Genomic DNA, 24,605 nt, shown 5'->3' with positions numbered 1-24,605 from the left:
AATCCGCGTACTGCACGGGCAGCGGAGTCCACTCCGGAACGCGGCCCTCGACGCGAGCCGCGTAGGCGAGTGTCAGGTCCCTTGCCAGCGGAGCGGTCGCCCATCCGTCACCGGCGATGTGGTGCACCAGCAGCAGCAGAACGCTCTCGTCCGGGGTCACCTCGAACAACGTGGCCCGCAGAGGTATCTCCGCGGCCAGATCGAAGCCGAGCCCCATCGCATCGGCCAGGGCATCCGTGAGGCCTTCCTGCGTCACGCTAGTGACGGTCAGGCCGAAGCCGCTCTCTTCCACGGGCAGAATCCGCTGGCAGGGCCGTCCGTCGAACGCGGGGAACACAGTGCGCAGCACCTCGTGCCGGCCGATGATGTCCCGCAGTGCGTCTTCGAGTGCGGTGCGGTTCAGCGCGCCCGTCAGGCGCAGTGTCATCGGGATGTTGTAAGTGGCGCTCGGGCCTTCCAGCTGCCCGATGAACCACAGTCGCTGCTGCGCGTACGACAGCGGAACCCGCTCCGGACGCTGCATCGGCGCCAGCGCGGTCCGTGCCGTGCCCTCGGCCCCCAGGCGGGCGGCGACGCCGGCCGGTGTCGGCGCATCGAACAGAGCACGCATCGGCAGTTCCACGCCAAGGACCGCCCGCACACGGCTCGACAGTCGCGTCGCGAGAAGCGAGTGCCCGCCGAGCTCGAAGAAGTCGTCGTCGACACCGACGCTCTCCAGGCCGAGAACCTGAGCGAACGCGCCGCAGAGAATCTCCTCCTGCAGGGTCACAGGACCGCGACGCGCACCGGAGGATCCCGCCGCGTAGTCAGGGGCGGGCAGGGCCTTGCGGTCCAGCTTTCCGTTCACCGTCAGCGGCAGCGCGTTCAGGACGGCGACCGCAGACGGCACCATGTGCTCCGGCAGCCGCTCGGCAGCGAACTCCTCGACCAGCGCGGCAAGCTCGTCGGCGTTCTCCTCGTCTGCGGGCACCACGTAGGCGACGAGTCGCTTGTCGCCCGGCAGATCCTCACGGGCGACCACGGCGGCCTGGGCCACGGCCCGATGTCCCACCAGTACGCCCTGCACCTCGCCCGGCTCCACGCGGAACCCGCGGATCTTCACCTGCTCGTCCGCCCGGCCGAGGAACACCAACTGCCCATCCGCTGACCAACGAGCCAAGTCACCGGACCGGTACATGCGCGTACCGGTCTCGAAGGGGCACGCGATGAACCGCTCCGACGTCAGACCCGCACGCCCCGCGTATCCCCGCGCCAACTGATCACCGGCGATGTAGAGCTCACCCGCGACACCCACCGGCACCGGCTGGAGCTGCCCGTCGAGCACGTACAGCTGTGTGTTGGCGACCGGACGGCCGATCGGCACAACCTCTCCGACGGCGTCGCCGACCGTCACCTCGAAGATGCAGCAGCCGACCACCGTCTCGGTCGGGCCATACTCGTTGATCACCACCGATCGCGGCACCCGCTCCAGCCAAGCACTGACATCCGCACCCGGCAGAGCCTCACCACCCACGACCAGACGCCGTGCCGCGTTCTCGACCTCGGCGGCCGACAGCGTCTCAGCCAGCAGCGGCAGATGCCCCGGCACCACCTTCACTAGACCGAACTCATCATGGTTCCGCACGAGCTCCGCGAGCCCCTCGGCGCCACCGGCCTCGCTGACCACCACGGCCGAACCCGACACCAGCGGGACAAGGACGCTCGTGACCGTCAGGTCGAACGCGAGCGACGAGTGCAGGGCGGCGCCTCCGCCGCCTTCTTCCATCCCGTACGCCTGCGCGGCCCAGGTCACGTAGTTAGCAAGGCCGCCGTGAGTGACCGCCACGCCCTTCGACACGCCCGTGGATCCGGAGGTGTACATCACGTAGGCGAGCTCGTCGCGGTGGAGAGCGAGTTCAGGTGCCGTCGTCGGCTGAACGGCCAGCGCACCGACCACCATCGGATCATCCAGATCCAGCGTACGGATACGGCCCACCGGCAGATCATCAAGCACCTCACCGGTACCGATCAGAACCGACGCACGACTGTCAGCAAGCATGAACGCCAACCGGTCCGCCGGATACTCCGGATCCAACGGCACATAAGCCGCCCCCGCACGCCACACCCCCAAAATCGCCTCGACCATCACCACACCACGCGGCAGACACAAACCCACCACCGACTGCGCACCCACACCCTGAGACCTCAGATAATGCGCCAGCCGACTCGCCCGACCATCCAACTCCGCAAACGAAACCCCCACACCACCCGACACCACAGCAACCGCATCCGCCGAACGCACCACCTGCCCCGCAAACAACTCCGGCACAGTCGAGCACGCCGTCTCGACCCGGGTGTCGTTCCACTCGGCGAGGACGCGCTCCCGCTCACCGGCGTCGAGCACATCCACCGCCGACATGCGGGATTCCGAGTTGCCGGACAGGGCGGCCACAAGGTTCTCTACGCAGGTGTGGAGCAGCCTGCACACCTGCTCCGGGTCGGCCGGTCCCACCGAGTCGACCGTCAGACCGAAGCCAATTCCTCTGTCGTCGACGGCAACGGACACCGGGTAGTTGGTGACGTCCCGCGTGAACACCGTGCTGATGCCCTCGGCCCCGGCGTCAGTCTGCTGGCCGGTTCCTGCCTGAGCGTTGTTGCTGTACCGGTAGTTGAAGATCGAGGTGAACAACGGGCTGTCACCCTGCACACCACTGGCCTGCTGAGCCAACGCCAACGGCGCATGCTCATGCACCAACAGCTCGGCCAACTGCTCCCGCAACCCGGACAGAGACTCCCCGACACCGGACGCGCCGGCACGCACACGCACCGGCAGGGTGTTGATGAAGAGTCCCGGAACCCGGTCCGCGCCGATGCCGGCGTTCATGCGGCCGAACAGGACCGTGCCGAAGACGACGTCATCCCGGCCACTGAGGGCAGACAGCACCCGCGCCCAGGCGAGATGGAACACGGTGGCCGCGCTGCCCCCGAGGGAGCCCGCCAGGTCACGGATCTGTTCGGCCACAGCGTCGTCGACGAGCATGCGCGCGCGCTCGACGCCGCTGCCGTCGCCATGGACGTCCAGCAGTCCGTACGGTGCCGTGGTCTCCTCCACGTCGCCGAGGAGCCCGGCGAAGTAGCGCTCGTGCTCCTCGCGCGACACACCAAGACGGGCCTGCGCCACGAAGTTGCGGAACGGCAGCGGCTCGGGCAGCGATTCCTCGCGCCCGGTCAAAAACGCGCGCAGCTCCGCGAGCAGCACGTCCTGCGTGGTGTGGTCCTGCACCAGGTGATGGATGCGCAGCAGCGCGAGCCACCGGTTCCCGCCCGGCTCGGCAGTGACGTGCACCCGGATCAGCGGAGCACTGCCCATGTCCATCCTCGAACCGCACACGTCCAGCAGCTGCTCCACCGCGTCAGATCCCTGGTCCTCGAGCACGACCTCCTCAACGGGAAGCACCGCTTCGCGCACCACGACTTGGACCGGCTCACGCACGCCCTCCCACACGATCGCCGTGCGGTAGATGTCGTGCCGGTCCACCACTCGCTGCAAGGCTGCGAGGAACGCGTCGAGGCGTCCCCGCGACTCGAATCCGACGACCCTCGGCGACGCGTACACGTCGACATCGCTGTCGGCCTGCAGCAAGTAGTGGAAGAACATCCCTTCCTGAAGCGAAGCCAACGGGTAGACATCCGCGACATTGGCGGCGCCTCCCGGAACCTGCGCGACAATCCGCTCGATCTCTTCGGGTGAGAGGTCGACCAGTGGAAGCATGTCCGGCGTGATCTCCGCTGCGCCCGCAGGAATCAGGTTCGGCGGAACCGTGACCTCAGCCGGCCCTGCCGCGGCCGCGAGTCCGGCCGGTGTAGGCGTCTGGAACAACGCACGCACCGAAACCGACACACCCCGGCCCCGCAGCCGCTCCACCAACGACACCGCAAGCAGCGAATGCCCGCCCAGCGCGAAGAAGTCGCCGTCCACACCGACCGAGGGCAGGCCCAGAACCTCGGCGAAGGTCTGACAGAGGATCTCTTCCTGCACGGTGGCAGGACCGCGGCCGGTGCCGGCGATCGCGGCGAAGTCGGGGGCGGGCAGGGCCTCGCGGTCGAGCTTCCCATTCACCGTCAACGGCAGCGCGTCGAGGACGATCACGGCAGCGGGCACCATGTACTGCGGCACCCGCTCAGCCGCGAACGCTCGGACGGCCTCGGACAGCGCAGCGCCGTCAACGGCATCCTGGTCGTCGGACGGCACGACGTAGGCGACGAGGCGCAGGTCTCCATTGGTCCACGCCCGCGACACCACGGCCGCTGCCTGGGCCACCGAGGGATGACTTGTGAGGAGCGTCTGGATTTCGCCAGGCTCAATCCGGAAGCCACGGATCTTGACCTGGTCGTCCGCCCGCCCCAGGTACTCCAAGCGGCCTTCCCGGTCCCAGCGCACCAGGTCACCCGTCCGGTACATCCGCACACCAGCCTCGAACGGGCACGCCACAAAACGCTCACCCGTCAGATCGGCTCGGCCCAGGTAGCCGCGGGCCAGCCCCGCACCCGCCAAGTACAGCTCTCCGACCGTGCCCTCAGCAGCGGGCTGCAGCCGGTGGTCGAGCACGTACGCGCGCGTGTTCGCGACGGGCCGGCCCACCAGCGGACGCTCGCTGTCCGCCGCGTCGAACCACAGCGCGTCCACAGTGGATTCGGTCGGGCCGTAGACGTTCAGGACCTGAGTTCCCTCCGCCCCTCGCATACGCTCCCACAGGGCGCTGCCGGCCGCCTCGCCACCCAGCACGATGAGGCCGGGGCGTGACTCGGGGTTGTCCAGCAGGCCCTGGGCCACCAGCTGTTCGGCGTACGTCGGAGTCAGGTCCAGCACATTGATTCCGTGCTCCGCGACATGCCGGACCATGGCACTCGCGTCACGGCGTACATCGTCGCTGATCACATGCAGCTCGTGACCTGCCACCATCCACAGCAGGCCCTCCCACGAAGTGTCGAAGGAGAACGAGTAGGTGGACGCCACCTTCATGCGTCCGGACCTCTGCGGCATCACCTTGGAGTGGTGGAAGGCGTAGAGGTTGCTGAGGCCTTCGTGCCGGGCGACCACACCCTTGGGACGGCCTGTCGAGCCCGACGTGTAGATCACGTACGCGGAGTTCCCGGGCAGCGGCTTCGCCCATCCGTCAGTGTCCGCGGGCGACAGCGCGGCCAGCGCCTCCACCGTCTCCGGCGAGTCGAGGACCACAGAGGCCACGGAATGCGGCACCAGCGAATCCGTAGCCTCCGACACCAACACCGCGACCGTCGCCGAGTCCTTCAGCATGTACGCGATCCGGTCGGACGGGTACTCCGGGTCGACCGGGAGGTACACGCCTCCCGCCTTCAGCACAGCCAGCAGCGCCACCACCGTGTCGACGCCGCGCTCCAGCACGACGCCCACCACAGACTCCCGGCGCACGCCACGGCCGACCAGCAACCGGGCCAGCCGGTTCGCACGCGCGTCGAGCTCCGTGTAGGAGACCTCCGCACCCTGCGAAACCACCGCCACGGCGTCAGGGGTCCGCGCCACCTGAGCCGCGAACAGCTCAGGCAGCATCGCATCCGCCACCTCGATCGCCGTGTCATTCCACTCCGTCAGCAGACGGTCACGCTCACCGGCATCGAGAACGTCGATCTCGCTGAGCCGAGTGCGGGGATCGGCGGCGAGTGCCTCGATCACGCGCGCCCAACGGCGTGCGACACGCTCGGCCGACTCCACGTCGAACAGGTCCTCCGAGGCGATCAGAGCCCCGCGCAGGCCTGCCGGTGCACTCTGAGGGCCGAACCTCTCGCCCACCCACATTTCCAGGTCGAACTTCGCGGCCGACCCGCCCGCGGACAGCCCTTCGGCCTGGAGCCCGGACAGGCTCAGGCTCGACGAACCCGCGTTCTGCACCGTCAGCATGACCTGGAACAGCGGATGGCGGGACAGCGAGCGGACCGGAGCGAGCTCCTCCACGAGCCGCTCGAACGGCACATCCTGATGCTCGAAAGCCCCGACTCCCGCTTCACGTACACGGTCCAGAACGTCGTCGAAGGTTGGGTCGCCGGACAAGTCGGTACGGATCACCAGAGTGTTGACAAAGAAGCCGACCAGGTCGTCCAGGGCCTTGTCGGTACGCCCGGCGATCGCCGAACCGATCGGGATGTCCGTGCCCGCACCCACTCGGTTGAGTGTCACGGCCATGGCGGCCTGCATGAGCATGAACAGGGTCATACCGCGATCACGCGCCACCCTGACCAGCCGCTCATGCACCTCGGCCGGCACCTCCAAAGGAACGGTGTGTCCCCGGTGCGAAGCCACTGCCGGCCTCGGGCGATCAGCCGGGAGCGTCAGCTCTTCCGGGATCTCCGCCAACGCTGCACGCCAGTAGGCCAGCTGACGCGACATGACGCTCTCGGGGTCGCTCGCGTCGCCGAGCAACTCCCGCTGCCACAAGGTGTAGTCCGCGTACTGAACCGGCAGGGGCTTCCACTCGTGCTGCCCGCCCTCGCACCGGGCCGCGTACGCCGCGGCCAGGTCGCGCGCCAACGGGCCCCACGACCAGGCGTCGCTCGCAATGTGATGCACGACGACCATCAGGACGTGCTCGTCCGGGCCCGTCGCGAAGAGCCAGGCCCGCAGCGGAATCTCCGTACCGAGATCAAACGAGTACCGCGCCGACGCGGCCACCGTATCCGTCAGCTCTCCAGGAGCGACTTCAGCGACGGTCAGCTCGAAATCAGCCTCATCCAATGAAAGAACCCGCTGATACGGCTCACCGTCGGTCTCCGGGAACACGGTGCGCAGCACCTCGTGCCGCCCGATCACATCCCGAAACGCCGCTTCCAGCGCCTCTCGGTTGAGCGTTCCGGTAAGGCGCAGCACATTGGGGCTGTTGTATGTGGCGCTCGGGCCTTCGAGCTTCGCCAGGAACCACAGACGGCGCTGAGCGAACGAGAGTGGAATCATCAGAACTCCTCCTGCTTACGCATCGGCCGCAGCGCGGGCCTAGCTTTCTGTTCATGACTGCCTTGATCTGCGAGCCAGGCGGCGAGTCCGGCCGGTGTCGGCGTTTGGAAGACCGCCCGGATAGGCAGCTCCACACCCGACTCAGCCCTCAACTCACTGACCAACCTGGTCGCCAGGAGCGAGTGCCCGCCCAACTTGAAGAAGTTGTCCTCGACGCCGACCGCGTCCAGGCCGAGGACCGTTGCGAACGCCAAGCAGAGAACCCCCTCCTGGGGGGTGGACGGCTTCCGGCTCGCCCGTGAGGCTGCCGCCGCGTAGTCGGGGGCAGGCAGGGCCCTGCGGTCCAATTTCCCGTTGCCGGTCAACGGCAACGCGTCCAGGACGACGATCGCCGAGGGAACCATGTGCTCAGGGAGCCTCTTGGCGACGAACTCCCGCAGTTCCTCGGAGAATCCAATGCCGCCTCCTGAGGCGACTGCGTACGCAATCAGACGGACGTCCCCTGGGATGTCCTCTCTGGCGACTACTGCTGTCTGCGTGACCTGCGGGTGCGCGGCCAGAGCCGACTCCACCTCGCCCGGCTCCACACGGAAGCCGCGGACCTTCACCTGCTCGTCAGCTCGGCCGGCGAACACCACCTGGCCGTCCATTGTCCAGCGGGCCAGGTCCCCCGTGCGGTACATGCGAACGCCGGGAATGAAGGGGCAGGCGTTGAAGCGCTCGGCGGTCAGACCGGCCTGGCCCACATAGCCGCGCGCCAACTGTGCACCCGCGATGTACAACTCTCCCACGACACCGGGCGCCGCCGGCTGCAGCGAGCCGTCCAGGACGTACAGCTGGCTGTTGGCCACCGGAGTACCCACCGGCACCACACCGGACGCCACCAGCTCCGCAGTCAGGCGCGTCGTCGCGACACCGATCGTTGCCTCCGTCGGCCCATAGTGGTTAAACACCTCACGGTCGCCGGCCACCGCCAGCAGCTCATCCACCAGCTCCGGCGAGGCCGCCTCACCGCCAAGGACCAACGCCTTCGCCGGCAAGGCCGCTTCCGCACCCAGCGCAGCCACATGCGAGGGCACCGCCTTGAGGAAGTCGATCCGCTGCTCCGCCAGATACGAGGAGACCGCAACCGGATCGGTGACCGCCTCCTCCTGGAGGATGTGCAGCTCACCCCCGGTCGTCAGGCTCGCGAACACCACCGTGTTGCCCAGGTCCGTGGCCTGCGCCTGGAGCACCGCATACCGGCCCGCAGAATCAGCGAACCCGACACGGGCCGGAACCGAGTGGACGTAGTTCGCCAGCGCGCCATGGGTGACCGCCACGCCCTTAGGACGGCCCGTCGAACCCGACGTATAGATCACATACGCCAACTGCTCCGATGCCAGGACAACTTCCGGAGCGGTCGTTGGAGCGGCGGCGATCTGCATCGCCACCGCCGCATCGTTCACCGCCACCAGAGCACCATCGACCGAAGGAAGATCGTCCAGGATCTCCTCGGTGGCCAGGGTCAGTACGGCCCGGCTGTCACGCATCATGAACGCGATCCGCTCCGCCGGCTGCCCCGGATCAATCGGCAGATACCCCGCCCCTGCCTTCCACACCGCCAAAATCCCGGCAATGGTCTCCACGCCACGCGGCAGGCACAGACCGACGACCGACTCGCCACCAATCCCCTGCGACCTCAGGTAATGCGCCAGACGGTTCGCCCGCTCATCCAACTCCGCGAACGACACCTGCTGGCTTTGATCGACCAGAGCCACCGCCTCAGGGGTGCGAGCCACCTGCGCTGTGATCAGCCCCGGAACCAGCACACCCGTAGTCTCAACAGCCGTGTCGTTCCAGTCGGTCAGAACCCGACGACGCTCAGCGTCATCCAGCACGTCCACCGCCGAGATCCGCGTCTCCGGTGAGGCAGCGACGGTCTCGACAACTCGCAGGAGCCGGCCCGCGATCCGCTCGGCAGTCTCCGCGTCGAACAGATCCGCCGCGACGATCAGCCGACCGCGAAGACCGGCCGGTACACCCTGAGCGTCGAACTTCTCGCCCATCGAGACAGCGAGGTCGAACTTCGCCCCGACCTTCCCGGCGGACAACCCCCTCACTTGCAGCCCGGTCAATCCCAGGCCCGCATCGGCGTCATCACCTGCCATCGACGTGGTGTCTTGGAAGGCGAGCATGACCTGGAACAGCGGATGCCGGGACAACGAGCGAGCCGGTGCCAGCTCTTCCACCAGCCGCTCGAACGGCACATCCTGGTTGGCGAAGGCTCGCAGCCCCGCTTCCCGCACCTGCTCCAGAACTTCGGTGAAGGTCGGGTCACCGGAGAGGTCGCTGCGGATCACCAAGGTGTTCAGGAAGCAACCGACGAGATTGTCCAGTGCCTCGTCCGTACGCCCCGCAATCGCAGCCCCGATCGAGACGTCATAGCCCCCACCCAGCCGCGACAGCGTCACCGCCAAGCTGGCCTGCATCAACATGAACGCAGTCACCCCGCGCTCGCGGGCCAGCTCCAGCAGTCGAGCGTGCACCTCGGCCGACACGTTCAGTCCTACCGTGTGCCCCTGACGGGAGGAGTCCGCTGGCCTCGGGCGGTCGAAGGGAAGCGCCAACTCCTCCGGAACACCGTCCAGTTCCTCGCGCCAGTACGCCACTTGCTGGGCCAGCACACTCTCCGGATCGTCGGCATCTCCCAGCAGCTCGCGCTGCCACAGGGCGTAGTCCGCGTACTGCACCGGGAGCGGTGTCCGCTCTGGAGCCTCACCTGCGCGTCGGGCCGCGTACGCTGCCGAAAGGTCCCGCGCCAACGGGCCGTTGGACCAGCCGTCGCTCGCGATGTGGTGCACCACGACCACCAGCACGTGCTCCTCCGGGCCCACCGCGAACAGCGAGGCCTTCAACGGAATCTCCGCGCCCAGATCGAATCCGTATCCCGTCGCCCCGGCTACCGAAGCGGCGATTTCCCCAGCCGCCACGTCCACCACCGGCAGCTCGAAGCCTGACTCCGTGACCGGGAGGATGCGCTGGTACGGCTCCCCATCGGCCGCCACTCCGAAGACGGTGCGCAGCACCTCGTGCCGGTCGATCACGTCCCTGAGGGCATCCTCAAGAGCGCCACGGTCCAGGTCGCCATCCAGGCGAAGCACCGTCGGGATGTTGTAGGTCGTGCTCGGCCCCTCCAACTGCCCGATGAACCAGAGCCGTCGCTGCGCGTACGACAGCGGAATCCTCTCCGGACGTTCACCGGCCACCAGCGCCGCGCGGGCGACATCTGCCCGGCCCAGCGCGGCAGCCACTCCGGACGGGGTGGGCGCGTCGAAGAGCGTCCGAATCTCCATCTCCACTCCGAGCACCGCGCGCACGCGGCTCACCAGCCGGGTCGCGAGGAGTGAGTGTCCGCCCAGCTCGAAGAAGTCGTCGTCGACGCCGACATGATCCAGGCCGAGTACCTGGGCGAACGCGCCGCACAGGATTTCCTCCTGGAGGTTGGCTGGACCGCGGCCCGTGGAGGAGATGGCGGCCTCGTAGTCGGGGGCGGGCAGGGCCTTGCGGTCCAGCTTTCCGTTGCCCGTCAGCGGCAGAGCGTCCAGAACCACGACTGCCGAGGGAACCATGTGCTCCGGCAGGCGAGATGCTGCGAACTCACGTACCGACGTGGCGAGTTCCGAGGTCTCGGTGTCCTCGTCGTCCGCAACGACGTAAGCGACCAGGCGGACATCGCCGGCGACATCCTCGCGCGCGGTTACGGCCACCTGCGCCAGCTGCGGGTGCATCGACAAGGCCGACTCGACCTCGCCCAGCTCGATGCGGAAGCCGCGGACCTTCACTTGGTCATCCGCACGCCCGGCGAACACCACCTGCCCGTCCGACGTCCAACGGGCACGGTCCCCCGTCCGGTACATGCGCACACCCGGGACGAACGGACAGGCGACGAAACGCTCTGACGTCAAACCCGGCTGACCCACGTAACCGCGCGCCAGCTGTCCGCCTGCAATGTACAGCTCACCGACGACACCCGGCGCCACCGGCTGCAGAGCGCTGTTGAGCACGTACAGCTGGGTGTTGGCCACCGGGGACCCGACAGGAATCACCCCGGACGCGACCATCTCCGCAGTCAGGCGTGTCGTGGCGACACCGATCGTCGCCTCCGTCGGACCGTAATGGTTGAACACGCCGCACTCGCCCGCAGCCGCCAGCAGCTCACCGACCAGCTCCGGCGAGGCCGCCTCACCACCGAGCACCAGCGCCTTGGCGGGCAGCGCGGCTGCCGCTCCCAGCGCGGCCACATGCGAGGGCACCGCCTTCAGGAAGTCGATCCGCTGTGCTTCCAGGTACGAGGCGACTGCCACCGGGTCGGTGACCGCCTCTTCCTGGAGGATGTGCAGCTCGCCACCGGTGGTCAGGCTCGCGAACACCACCGTGTTACCCAGATCGGTGGCCTGCGCCTGCAGCACCGCATACCGGCCCCCCGACCCGCCCAACCCGACACGAGCCGGAACCGAGCTGACGTAGTTCGCCAACGCACCGTGCGTCACCGCAACACCCTTGGGGCGCCCGGTCGAACCCGACGTATAGATCACATACGCCACCTGACCGCCAGAGAGCGCCACTTCAGGAACCGTTGCCGGGGCGGCGGCGAGCTGCATCGCCACCAGCGCACCATCCACCGCGACCAGCCGCTGACGACCCGCCGGGAGATCGTCCAGGATCTCCTCGGTCGTCAAGGTCAGTACGGCACGGCTGTCCCGCATCATGAACGCGATCCGCTCCGCCGGCTGCGCGGGATCGATCGGCAGATACCCGGCGCCCGCCTTCCACACCGCCAAAATCCCGGCGATCGTCTCGACACCACGCGGCAGACACAGACCGACCACCGACTCGCCGCCGATCCCCTGGGACCTCAGGTAATGCGCCAGCCGATTCGCCCGACCATCCAACTCCGCAAACGAAACCGACACACCATCCGAGACCACAGCCACCGCGCCCGGCGTCCGCGCCACCTGAGCCTCAAACAACCCAGGAACCAACACACCCGACGCCTCAACACCCGTGTCATTCCACCCAGTCAGAACCCGACGACGCTCACCCCCACCGAGCACATCAACGTCACTCACGGGTATCGACGAATCCTCGACCACCGTCGATAGCACCCGAACCAGATAACCCATGAGCCGCTCAGCGGTCTCGACGTCGAAGAGGTCCGCCGCCGCGATCAAAGCACCACGCAGCCCCGCCGGAGCGGCCTGCTCGTCGAAGACCTCCCCTACGGCCAAGGCCAAGTCGAACTTCGCCCCCGCCTTGCCCGCTGGCATGCCGCTCACCTGAAGCCCGGAAAGCCCGGCGGCAGCACTCGCGTCGGCTCCTTCCATCGAGGCGGTGTCCTGGAAAGTGAGGATGACCTGGAAGAGCGGATGACGGGACAGAGAGCGAGCCGGAGCCAGCTCCTCCACCAACCGCTCGAACGGCACATCCTGATGTGCGAAGGCTCGCAGCCCTGTCTCTCGCACCTGCTCCAGAAGTTCAGCGAACGTCGGATTGCCGGACAATTCGCTCCGTATCACGAGAGTGTTAAGGAAACACCCGACCAGCTCGTCAAGTGCCTCGTCCGTGCGACCTGCGATCGCCGCACCGATCGGCACGTCAGAACCCGCGCCCAACCGCGACAGCGTCACGGCCAGACCGGCCTGCATCAGCATGAACAGAGTCACGCCGCGCTCGCGCGCCAACGCCAGCAGCTCGCCGTGCAGTTCGGCGGACACGTCAAGGGCCACCCGGTGGCCCTGGTGCGATGGGACAGCCGGACGGGGGCGGTCGTGCGGCAGCATCAACTCGTCAGGGATACCGGTGAGTTCATCGCGCCAGTACGCCACCTGCTGGGACAGCACACTCTCCGGATCATCGTCCGAACCCAGCAGCTCCCTCTGCCACAGCGCGTAATCCGCGTACTGCACCGGCAACGCAGACCACTCCGGAGCACCACCCGCACACCGCGCCTCATACGCAGCCGACAGATCCCGCGCCAACGGACCGTTCGACCAGCCGTCCGTGGCAATGTGATGCACGGTCAGAAGTAGTACGTGCTCCGTCGGTGCCACCGCGAAGAGCGATGCCCGCAAGGGGATCTCGGCACTAAGATCGAACGCGTACCGCGTGGCGTTAGACAGCTTGTCCGTCAGCGCGTCCGAGTCCGCCTCAGTGAAGGCCAGCTCGAACCCGGTCTCCTCGACCGGAAGAATCCGCTGGTAGGGCTCACCGTCGTCAGCCACTCCGAACACCGTGCGGAGCGCCTCATGCCTGCCGATGACATCACGCAACGCGCCCTCGAGCGCCTTCCGGTCGAGCTCACCGGTGAGGCGCAGCGCCACGGAGATGTTGTAGGTGGGGCTCGGCCCCTCCAGCTGACCGATGATCCACAGTCGGCGTTGCGCGTACGACAGCGGGATCTGTTCCGGACGTGCCATCGGCAGCAGCACGGGGCGTGCCATCTGCTCTCCGCTGAGACGGGCAGCGACGCCCGCCGGCGTGGGAGCCTCGAACAGCGACCGCAGCGGCAGCTCCACGCCGAGCAACGCGCGGATCCGGCTCGCCAGCCGGGTCGCCAGAAGCGAATGGCCGCCGAGCGCGAAGAAGTCGTCCTCCACGCTGACCGAGGCAAGCCCCAGTACCTGCGCGAAGGCGCCGCAGAGAATCTCCTCCTGTGCGGTGGCTGGTCCGCGCCCCGCGCCCGAGGCGAACTCCGGGGCAGGAAGGGCCTTGCGATCCAGCTTTCCGTTCACCGTCAGCGGCAGCTCGTCCAGGACGACGACGGCCGACGGGACCATGTACTGCGGCAGCAGTCCGGCCGCGTGGGCACGCACGGCGTCAGGCAGCGCACCGGTTTCAGCGTCGTCCGACGGAACGACGTACGCGACCAGACGCTTGTCCCCCCGTATGTCCTCGCGAACGGACACGGTGACTTGCGTGACTGCCCGATGCATGGCGATCACGGCCTGGATCTCGCCGAGTTCCACGCGGAATCCCCGGATCTTCACCTGCTCGTCCTCGCGCCCGAGGTACTCCAGGTGACCGTCGGCGTTCCACCTCGCGATGTCGCCCGTGCGGTACATCCGCTCGCCGGGCACGAACGGGGACGCCACGAACCGCTCTGCCGTCCGTGCGCTGTCGCCGACATATCCGCGCGCCAACTGCACCCCTGCCAGGTACAGTTCGCCGCCCACCCCGACCGGGGCCGGATTCAGCGAAGCGTCAAGGACGTACACCTGGGTGTTGGCTATCGGCGTGCCGATCGGTACGGATCCGTCCGTCTGCTCGGGCCGGCAGTGCCACGCCGTCACGTCGACCGCCGCCTCGGTGGGGCCGTACAGGTTGTGGAGTTCCACTCCGTCGTAGAGGTCGAAGAAGCGCGTCTGAGTCGGCAGGGGCAGCGCCTCGCCCGAGCAGAGCACCCGCCGCAGGGTCACGCACTCGCTCGCCGAGGGTTCGGACAGGAATGCGTCCAGCATCGAGGGCACGAAATGGGCAGTCGTCACCCACTGCTCGCGTACGAGTTCCGCGATGTAGACGGGGTCCCGGTGCTCGCCCGGCCGGGCAAGGACGAGGGCGGCGCCGCTCAGCAGTGGCCAGAAAAACTCCCACACCGACACGTCGAAACCAAACGGTGTCTTCTGCAGCACACGTTCGCCCGGAGTCAGGCTGTACCGGGACTGCATCCACGCGAGCCGATTGACGATGCCCGCGTGCGGGACCACCGCGCCCTTCGGACGGCCTGTCGAGCCCGATGTGTAGATCACGTACGCCGGATTGCTTGATGTCGTCGATGCCTCGGGGGCAGTTTCCGGCCTGGAGTCGAGGTCCTCCGCGGTCGCCGGGGCGTCCACCACGACCCGCGCCACGTGCTCGGGCAACGCTTCGTCGAACGCCGCCGTAGTCACCATGCAGACCGCACCGGCATCGGCCAACGTGAAGGCGATCCGATCCGCCGGGTACTCCGGATCCACGGGAAGATAGGCGCTTCCCGCCTTCAGCACGCCCAGCAGCGCGACCACCAGGTCGACACCGCGTTCCATGCATACGGCGACGATCGACTCAGGGCCGGCTCCCCGGTCCACAAGGTGGTGGGCCAGCCGGTTTGCGCGGGCGTCGAGTTCCGCATACGAGACCTCTGCGCCCTCAAAGACAACGGCGACCGCTTCGGGGTTCTGGGCCACCTGGGCCGCGAACAGCTCGGACAGCGTCGCGTCCGGCACGTCGGCCGCCGTGTCGTTCCACTCCGCCAGGAGCTGGTTCCGCTCGCCGGTGTCGAGGATTTCCACCGCCGACATCCGCGTCTGCGGATCGATGGCCAGGGCTTCCAGGACCTTCGCCCAGTGACCGGCGATGCGCTGGGCGGACCTCTCCTCGAAGAGGTCCGCCGCCGCGATCAGCGATCCCCGCAGACCTGCCGGTGCTCCCTGTGAGTCGAACTTCTCCCCCACAGAGACTTCGAGGTCGAACTTCGCCGCCGCTCCCGCGGCAGGCAGCCCGGCAATCTCGAGACCGGGCAGGCTCACCTCCGCCGCACCCGTGTTCTGCACCGTCAGCATGACCTGGAACAGCGGGTGCCTGGCGAGCGAGCGGGCCGGGGCCAGCTCCTCCACCAGGCGCTCGAACGGCACATCCTGGTTCGCGAACGCCAGCAAGCCCGCTTCCCGAACCTGCTCCAGCAGCTCGGCGAACGTCGGATCCCCCGACACGTCGATACGCAGCACGAGGTTGTTGACGAAGAAGCCGACCAGATCGTCCAGTGCCTTGTCGGTACGTCCCGCGATCGGGGACCCGATCGGGATGTCCGTTCCTGCTCCGATCCGGTTGAGCGTCACCGCCAGTCCGGCCTGCAGCAGCATGAACACGGTCACTCCGCGCTCGCGCGCCACCTCCACGAGCCGCTCATGCACCTCGGCCGGTACGTCCAGCGCGATGCGGTGTCCCCGATGGGTCGACACCGTCGGCCGTGGCCGGTCGGCGGGAAGCGTCAGCTCTTCGGGGGCTCCTACGAGCGCTTCCCGCCAGTACGCGACCTGCTCCGACATGACCCCGTCGGAGGTGTCCTCCGCGCCCAACAGCTCTCGCTGCCACAGCGCGTAGTCCGCGTACTGCACCGGCAACGGGGTCCACTCGGGAGCCGCGCCCAAGCAACGGGCCGAGTACGCCGCCGACAGGTCTCGTGCCAGCGGACCGCTCGACCAGCCGTCCCCGGCGATGTGATGGACCACCACCAAGAGGGCGTGGTCGTCAGGACTCACAGCGAACAGGGCTGCCCTCAAGGGGATTTCAGCACCCAGATCGAACGAGCGAGTCGCCCCTTCGGCCACTGCTTCGGCCAATTCCTCCGGGGCCACGTCTACGACCTGCAGCTCGAAGCCGGATTCCTCGACCGGAAGCATCCGCTGATACGGCTCACCGGCGACCGCCGGGAATATGGTCCTGAGCACCTCGTGGCGCCCGATCACGTCCCGCAGAGCGCTTTCAAGTGCTGTTCGGTCCAGTCGGCCGGACAGTCGCAGCACCAGTGGGATGTTGTAGGTCGCACTCGGCCCCTCCAGCTCGCCGAAGAACCACAGCCGGCGCTGCGCGTACGACAGCGGGATCCGCTCCGGACGCACCATGGGTACCAGTTCGGGGCGGGCCGTTCCCACCGTGTCCAGCCGTGCGGCCACTCCGGCCGGCGTCGGTGTATCGAACAACGCCCTCAGCGGCAACTCCACGCCCAGCACCGCGCGCACCCGGCCCACGAGCCGCATCGCCAGCAGCGAATGGCCGCCGAGCGCGAAGAAGTCGTCATCCACCCCGACGCTGTCCACGCCGAGCACCTGGGCGAACGCCCCACAGAGGATCTCCTCCTGTGCGGTGGCAGGTCCGCGCCCGGCGCCCGAGGCGTACTGCGGAGCGGGAAGGGCGTTGCGGTCGAGCTTCCCGTTCACCGTAAGCGGCAGCTCATCAAGCACGACCACGGCCGAGGGCACCATGTACTGCGGCAGACGCTCAGCGGCAAACTGCCTTACTTCCGAAGCCAGTTCGGCTGGCGCGGCATCCGGCTCGGCCGGGACGACATAGGCAACCAGCCGCTTGTCCCCCGTGCTGTGGTCACGCGCGATGACCGCGGCCTGGTTCAGCTGCGGATGGTCGCCCAGCACAGCCTGGATCTCGCCCGGCTCGATCCGGAAGCCACGGATCTTGACCTGGTCGTCCGCGCGCCCCAGGTACTCCAGACGGCCTTCCCGGTCCCAGCGCACCAGGTCACCCGTCCGGTACATCCGCGTACCGGGCTCGAACGGGCACGCCACAAAACGCTCAGCCGTCAGAGCCGACCGGCGTATATAGCCGCGGGCCAGCCCCGCACCCGCCACGTACAACTCGCCTGTAGTGCCGGCGGGCACCGGCCGCAGTTCCCCGTCCAGCGCGTACACCCGCGCGTTGGCCAGCGGCCCGCCCACCAAGGGCCGTTCACTTCCTTCCGCGTCGAACCAGAGTGTGTCCACAGTGCATTCGGTCGGGCCGTACAGGTTGAGGACCTGAACGCCCCCGGCCTGCCGCACCCGGTCCCACAGCGGCCCGCCGAGCGCCTCGCCCCCCAGCATCACGAGTTGGAGGACCGACTCAGGTGTGTCCAGGAGCCCTTCCGCGACAAGTTGCTCGGCGTGCGTGGGCGTCACGTTGATGACATTGATCTCTCGGGCCTCGATGTGCCGGACCAGAGCCGTTGCGTCACGGCGCTCTTCGTCGCTGATGACATGCAGCTCGTGTCCCGCCACCATCCACAGCAGGCCCTCCCACGAGGTGTCGAAGGAGAACGAGGCCGTCAACGCCATCCGCATGCGGTCCGGCCCTTGCGGCATCACTCGGGTGCGGTGGAAGGCGTACAGGTTGCTGAGGCCTTCGTGCCGCGCGGCCACTCCCTTGGGACGGCCGGTCGACCCCGACGTGTAGATCACATACGCGGAGTTCGCGGGCAGCGGGCCGGCCCATTCACCCGGGGCGGCCGTGTCCGGCGACAGGGCGGCAAGCGCCTGCACCGTTTCCGGCGAGTCGAGGACCACCGGCGCCACGGAGCGCGGCAGCAGCGACGCCGTGGCCACCGATGCCAGCACCGCGTCCGGTGCCGCGTCGTCCAGCATGTACGCGTTGCGATCCGCCGGATACTCCGGGTCGAGCGGAAGGCACACGCCTCCCGCCTTCAGGACACCCAGCAGGGCCACCACCATGTCGATGCCGCGCTCCAGGCACACCCCGACCAAGGACTCCGGTGCCACACCCTGTCCCAGCATGTGCCGGGCCAGCCGGTTCGCACGCGCGTCGAGCTCCGCGTACGAGACCTCCACGCCCTGCGAAACCACCGCCACCGCGTCAGGGGTTCGCGCCACCTGCGCGGCGAACAGCTCCGGCAGCGTCATATCCGCCACCTCGACCGCCGTGTCGTTCCACTCCGCCAGGAGCTGGTTCCGCTCACCGGTTTCGAGGATCTCCACCGCCGACATCCGAGTCGTCGGCGCGTCCTCCAGGGCGGTGACCAGGTTCTCCATGCACGTGTGCAGCAATCCGCACATCTGTTCCGACTCGGCCAGACCGATCGCGTTGACGCTCAGGCCGAATCCGGTGCCGTGGTCGTCGACCGACACGCTGACGGGATAGTTGCTCGCCTCCCTTGTCAGTACGGTCCTGATGCCCTCGAGCCCGGTGTCCGCTCTCTGGGCAGCTGCCTGTCCAGCCGTCTGGCTGTGTCGGTAGTTGAAGATCGAGGTGAACAGCGGGCTGTCTCCCTGCACCCCGCTGGCCTGCTGAGCCAGCGCCAGCGGCGCGTGCTCGTGCAACAGCAACTCGGCCAACTGCTCCCGGACCCCCGACAGCGCCTCGTCTGCGCCGGTCGAGTCGACGTGTACCCGCACCGGCAGCGTGTTGAGAAACAGTCCCGGCACCCGGTCGGCACCCGCTCCGGCGTTCATCCGTCCAAAGAGGACCGTTCCGAAGACCACGTCGTCCCGGCCGCTGACCGCCGCAAGTACCCGCGCCCACGCAAGGTGGAACACCGTGGCCACGCTCACGCCGCGCGAACGGGCCGTCTCCCGTACCCGAGCCGCGAGTTCACCGTCGACGTACCGTCGCGCCCGCTGAGCACCACTCGTGTCGCCGCGAACGTCCAGCATCCCGTACGGCGCCGTCGTCTCCTCCACGTCGCCGAGCAGCTCTGCGAAGTAGCGCTCGTGTTCCTCGCGCGCCACACCGAGGCGGGCCTGCGCCACGAAGTTGCGGAAGGGCAGCGGCTCGGGCAGCTGATCACCGCGGCCGGCCAGGAGAGCGCTCAGCTCACCGCGGAGCACGTCCTGCGTGGTGTGGTCCTGGACCAGGTGATGGCTACGCAGCAGGACGAGCCACCTGTCGCTGCCAGGCTCGGCAGCGAGGTGCACGTCCATCAGGGGTGCCCGGCTCAGGTCCATCCACGACCCGCCACTTTCCAGCAACTGCTGTGTCAGATCCCCGCCTTGAGGGTCGAGCGCGACTTCCTTGACCCGGAGCACGGCGTCGCGCATCACTACCTGGACCGGCTCGCGCAGGCCCTGCCACAAGATCGCTGTGCGATAGATGTCATGGCGGTCCACGACCCGCTGCAACGCTCCGAGGAACGCGTCAAGCCGCCGCCGTGATTCGAACGCCAGCACCGTAGGCATCGTGTACGCATCGTTGCCGTGCTCACCACCCATGAGGTGGTGGAAGAAGATGCCTTCCTGTAGCGGAGCAAGCGGGTACACGTCGGCGATGTTGACGGCGCCACCCTCCACCGTCGCGACAACCCGCGCGATCTCGTCGACGGTCAGATCGACCAGCGGCAGCATCTCCGGCGTGATCTGCTCGGTGCCCAAGGGAATCAGGTTCGGCGGGACCGTGACCTCGGCAGGACCGACCGCGGCGGCCAGCCCGGCAGGCGTCGGCGTCTGGAACAGCGCGCGCACCGAGACGGACACGCCACGGCTTCGGAGGTACTCCACCAGCGACACGGCAAGGAGCGAATGCCCGCCGAGCACGAAGAAGTCGTCCTCGACGCCCACGCTCTCCAAGGTCAGCACATGCGCGAACGCCTGGCAGAGGATCTCCTCCTGCACCGTGACGGGCGCCCGTCCACCACCCGCCGCGTACTCCGGTGCAGGCAGAGCCTTGCGATCCACTTTCGCGTTCGCCGTCAACGGCAGCGCGTCCAGCACCACGACCGCTGAAGGCACCATGTGCGCGGGCAGCCACTCCGCGGCGAACGCACGGACCTCGTCCGCCAATTCCTCCGGCACGGCGTCCACTGCCGCGGGCACGACGTAGGCGACCAGGCGCTTGTCGCCGGGAGTGTCCTCGCGCGCGAGGACCGTCGACTGAGCGACCCCGGCGTGCACGGCTAGCGTCGCCTGGACCTCGCCCGGCTCCACTCGGAAGCCGCGGACCTTCACCTGTTCATCGGCCCTGCCCCCGAACACAATCTGGCCGTCGGCCCTCCACCGGGCCCGGTCGCCGGTCCGGTACATCCGCTCGCCAGAACCGGAGAACGGGCAGGCCACGAACCGTTCGGCCGACAGATCCGCGCGCCCGAGGTAGCCGCGTGCCAGACCGGCGCCTGCCACATACAGCTCGCCTGCGACTCCCACCGGAACCGGGGAGAGACGCTCGTCCAGAACGAACACCTGGGTGTTGTCCAACGGCCCGCCGATCGGCAGTACGCCGTCCAACGCTCCGGGCCCGGTCACCACATGCTGCGTCGCGCACAGCGTCACCTCGGTCGGCCCGTACAGATGCCGCACGACGAGCCCGGCACACGCCTCCACGACCCGCTCCACAGCGCCCACCGGCACCACGTCACCGCCGGTCAGCACCTCTTGAAGACCGGCGAAGCACTCAGGGTCCCGCTCCGCGAGGACCCTGAACAGCCCCGCGGTCACATGCGCGTGCGTGAGCCCGAACTCGTCGACCCACCCCCGCAGCGCCCCACCGTCGAGGACCACGTCGGGCGGCGTCACCACGATGCCGGCACCAGACAGCAGCGCGACCCATACCTCGTACGACGACGCGTCGAAGGCATGTGGCGCCAGGAACGACACGCGAGACGCACCCGACAGACCCCAGTGCGACGCGGAAGCCAGCTCCACGAGGTCGCGATGCGTCGTCACGACGCCCTTCGGCACCCCTGTCGAGCCCGACGTGTACATCACGTACGCCGAATTCTCGAGTGCCAGAGACCCATTGAGCTCTTCGTCGCTCAACGCCGACCCGTCCAGCCACGCCAGCTCAACCGCTGTCTCCGGGCCATCCACCGTCAGCACCGGCATCCCCGCCGGCTCCGGCACCACCGAGGCGAACTCGGTCGACGTCAGCACACACACCGGGCCGGCGTCCGCGAACATGAATGCGATCCGCTCAGCGGGATAGTCCACGTCAACAGGCAGGTATGTGCCGCCGGCCTTCAGGACAGCCAGCATGGCCACCACCAAGTCGACGCCGCGCTTCATGCACACGGCGACCATCGACTCGGGTCCCACACCCCGGCTCGCCAACAGCCGTGCCAGCTGATTGGCCCGCGCGTCCAGATCGGCGTACGACAGCTCAGCGTCCCCGGACAGCAGGGCCACTGCTTCCGGGGCGCTCGCCACTCGTTGCGCGAACAGTCCCGGCACCGTCGCCTCCGGCACCGCAATGCTGGTGGCGTTCCAGCCCTCGACCAGCTGCCGACCCTCCGCCACACTCAGTACGTCGATGGCCGAGAGCCGCGTCTCAGGGGCTGTGACGGCCGTCTCGACAACCTTCAGCAGCCAGCCCGCGAACCGCTCGGCCGTCTCCGCATCGAAGAGGTCCGCCGACACCACCAGCCGTCCGCTCACCCCGGCGCGGGCGCCCTGGGCGTCGAATTTCTCTCCCACCGACACTTCGAGATCGAACTTCGCAGTCGTCCCGCCGGCCGAAATCCCTTCAACCTCCAGCCCATGCAGGAGCATGCTCGACGAACCCGCGTTCTGCACCGTCAGCATGACCTGGAACAGCGGGTGGCGAGACAGCGAGCGGGCTGGAGCCAGCTCTTCCACCAGCCGCTCGAACGGCACGTCCTGGTGCTCGAACGCACCGACCCCGGCTTCCCGAACACGGCCGAGGACCTCGTCGAACGTCGGGTCCCCGGACAGGTCGGTCCGGATCACCAAGCTGTTCACAAAGAGGCCGACCAAATCCTCCAGCGCCAGGTCGGTACGCCCGGCCACGGCAGCACCGATCGGGATGTCGGTTCCCGCACCGACCCGGTTGAGCGTCACGGCCATTGCGGCCTGCATCACCATGAACAGGGTCACGCCGCGCTCACGCGCCACCGCGGCCAGCCGCTCATGCACATCGGCCGGAATCTCCAGCGCTACCCGATGGCCTTGATGCGAGGAGGCCGCCGGACGTGTCCGGTCGACAGGCAGCTCCAGCTCCTCCGGTGCGCCCGCGAGTTCCTTCCGCCAGTACGCGACCTGCTCCGCAAGAACCCCGTCCTCGTCGCTGAGCACCTCCCGCTGCCACAGCGCGTAGTCGGCGTACTGCACCGGCAGCGGCTCCCACTCCGGTGCCCGGCCCGCGCACCTCGCCTCGTACGCGGCCGACAGGTCCCGCGCCAACGGCCCCGTAGACCAGCCGTCGACGGCGATGTGGTGTGCCGTCAGAACGAGCACATGCTCTGTTCGGCTCTCGACGAGCAGTGAGGCACGCAGGGGGATTTCAACGCCCAGTTCGAACGGGCGCTGCGTCACCATGGCGATCGCCGTTGTGAGTTCCTCGGAGGCCACCGGCACGAGCGGCAGCTCGAACCCGGTCTCCTCAAGCGGGAGTATTCGCTGGCACGGCTCACCGGCCACTGCGGGGAAGACGGTCCGCAGCACCTCGTGCCGCGCGATCACATCCCGGAGCGCGGCCTCGAGCGACTCGCAGTCGAGCTTGCCGGACAGACGCAGCACCATCGGTGTGTTGTAGGTCGCGCTCGGCCCCTCCAGCTGTCCCAGGAACCACAACCGGCGCTGAGCGAATGAGAGTGGGATCACCGGGACTCCTCCTGCTTGCGCATCGGCCGCAGCATGGGCTTGGTTCTCTTCTGTCGACTGCTTTGATCCGCGAGCCAAGCCGCGAGTCCTGCCGGCGTCGGGGTGGCAAATACCGCCCGAATCGACATCTCCACGTCCAGCAGCGACCGCACTCTGCTCACGAGGCGGGTGGCCAGCAGCGAATGCCCGCCGAGGGCGAAGAAGTTGTCGTCGACCCCGACCACGGGCACTCCGAGCACCTGCGCGAAGGCGTGGCACAGGGCTTCTTCCTGCCTTGTCGCGGGAGCTCGGCCCGTACCCGCCGTTGCTGCGTAGTCGGGGGCAGGCAAGGCCTTGCGGTCCAGTTTTCCGTTCGCTGTCAGAGGCAGCGCGTCAAGCACCACGACAGCGGAGGGAACCATGTACTGGGGAAGCCGATCTCCGGCGAACTTCCGGACGCTGTCCGACAGTACGCTGCTCACGTCGGCGTCATCGGCGGCGACGACGTACGCGATCAGCTGCTTGTCCCCTGCTCCGTCCTCACGGGCTATCACGACGGCCTGCGCCACCGACGGGTGCGCCGTCACAGCGGTCTGCACCTCACCCAACTCGATTCGGAAGCCCCGGACCTTGACCTGCTCATCGGCGCGGCCCGCGTACTCCAGGTTTCCGTCCGCGCGCCAGCGCACCAGGTCCCCGGTCCGGTACAGCCTCGATCCGGCCGGACCGAACGGGTCGGCCACGAACCTCTCGCCGGTAAGGGCCGGACGCCGCAGATAGCCGCGTGCCAGTCCTCCACCCGCGATGTAGAGCTCGCCCACGACTCGGGTGGGAACCGGTGCCATCTGTCCATCGAGGACGTACACCCTGGCATTCGAGATCGGACGGCCGATCGGCGGAGTCGCGTCGCCGACACCGACCGTGTGCCAGCCCGTCGAGTAGACGGTCGCCTCAGTCGGACCGTAGATGTTCGCGACCTTGGCGCCCGGGAAGGCGTCCTGGACGCTGCCCACGGCATCGGCCGTCAGCGCCTCGCCCGCGAGGACCACTGTCCGCGGCCGCGCCTCCAGCTCGCCGCCGCCGATGACCTGGGCGAGCGCGGACGGAACAGCACTGATCAGGCTCACCGACCAGGGCTCGGCCGGCTCGTCGACCAGGGCGAGAAGGTCGCGGACGATCTCGACGCTGCCGCCCGAAACCAGCGGTCCGAAGAGCTCGAACACGGAGACGTCGAAGTTGAGAGAGGTCGAGGCCAGGACCCGCGACAGCTCACCGTCGCTGAAGGCGTCGGCGGCCCAAGCCAGCAGTCCCGCCACCGACCGATGCTCCACCAGTACGCCCTTGGGGCGGCCCGTGGAACCCGAGGTGTAGATCACGTAGGCGGGGTGCCCGGATGTCAGCGCGGCCAGCCGCTCGCCCTGGCCCAGGACACTCGTGTCGAGAGACTCGAGCGTCTCGGCCACGGCTGGCTCGTCCAGTGTGATCCGGTGCGCGCCCGCGGGAAGCGTCCGGCCCGGCTCGGTCGTGGTCAGCACAACCACCGGCGAGGCGTCTTCGAGCATGAAGGCCATTCGCTCGGCCGGATACGCCGG

3 protein-coding genes (2 of these 3 cut by a window edge) are annotated in these 24,605 nt (G+C 68.2%); all 3 read right to left on the bottom strand.

Annotated features, from left to right (window positions below; all coding sequences use genetic code 11):
- Tightly spaced (each overlapping or abutting the next), the 3 genes in view from OG322_RS21640 to OG322_RS21630 form a layout consistent with a single transcriptional unit that may run on beyond the window.
- Positions 1-6,964, bottom strand: the 5' portion of a protein-coding gene (locus OG322_RS21640; RefSeq protein ID WP_266411760.1) for a non-ribosomal peptide synthetase. It extends 13,076 nt beyond the left edge of the window; only the first 6,964 of its 20,040 coding nucleotides appear in the window; its start codon is at positions 6,962-6,964; the stop codon falls past the left edge of the window.
- Complete coding sequence (locus tag OG322_RS21635) at positions 6,964-23,034, bottom strand: non-ribosomal peptide synthetase (protein WP_266411759.1); 16,071 nt, start codon at positions 23,032-23,034, stop codon at positions 6,964-6,966. The genes OG322_RS21640 and OG322_RS21635 overlap by 1 nt, the downstream gene beginning before the upstream one ends.
- A protein-coding gene (locus tag OG322_RS21630; RefSeq protein ID WP_266411758.1) for a non-ribosomal peptide synthetase crosses the window boundary here: on the bottom strand, positions 23,031-24,605 show its end. Its footprint extends 14,676 nt past the window's final position; 1,575 of the gene's 16,251 nt are visible here — the last part of the coding sequence; its start codon lies beyond the right edge, outside the window — the gene reads right to left on this strand; it ends in the stop codon at positions 23,031-23,033. The genes OG322_RS21635 and OG322_RS21630 overlap by 4 nt, the downstream gene beginning before the upstream one ends.

It is taken from the genome of Streptomyces sp. NBC_01260 (assembly GCF_036226405.1).
In the GTDB taxonomy this organism is placed as follows: Bacteria; Actinomycetota; Actinomycetes; order Streptomycetales; family Streptomycetaceae; genus Streptomyces; species Streptomyces laculatispora.
Note: the sequence above shows the minus strand (reverse complement) of the source record. Positions and strands in the feature narration are given on the sequence as shown.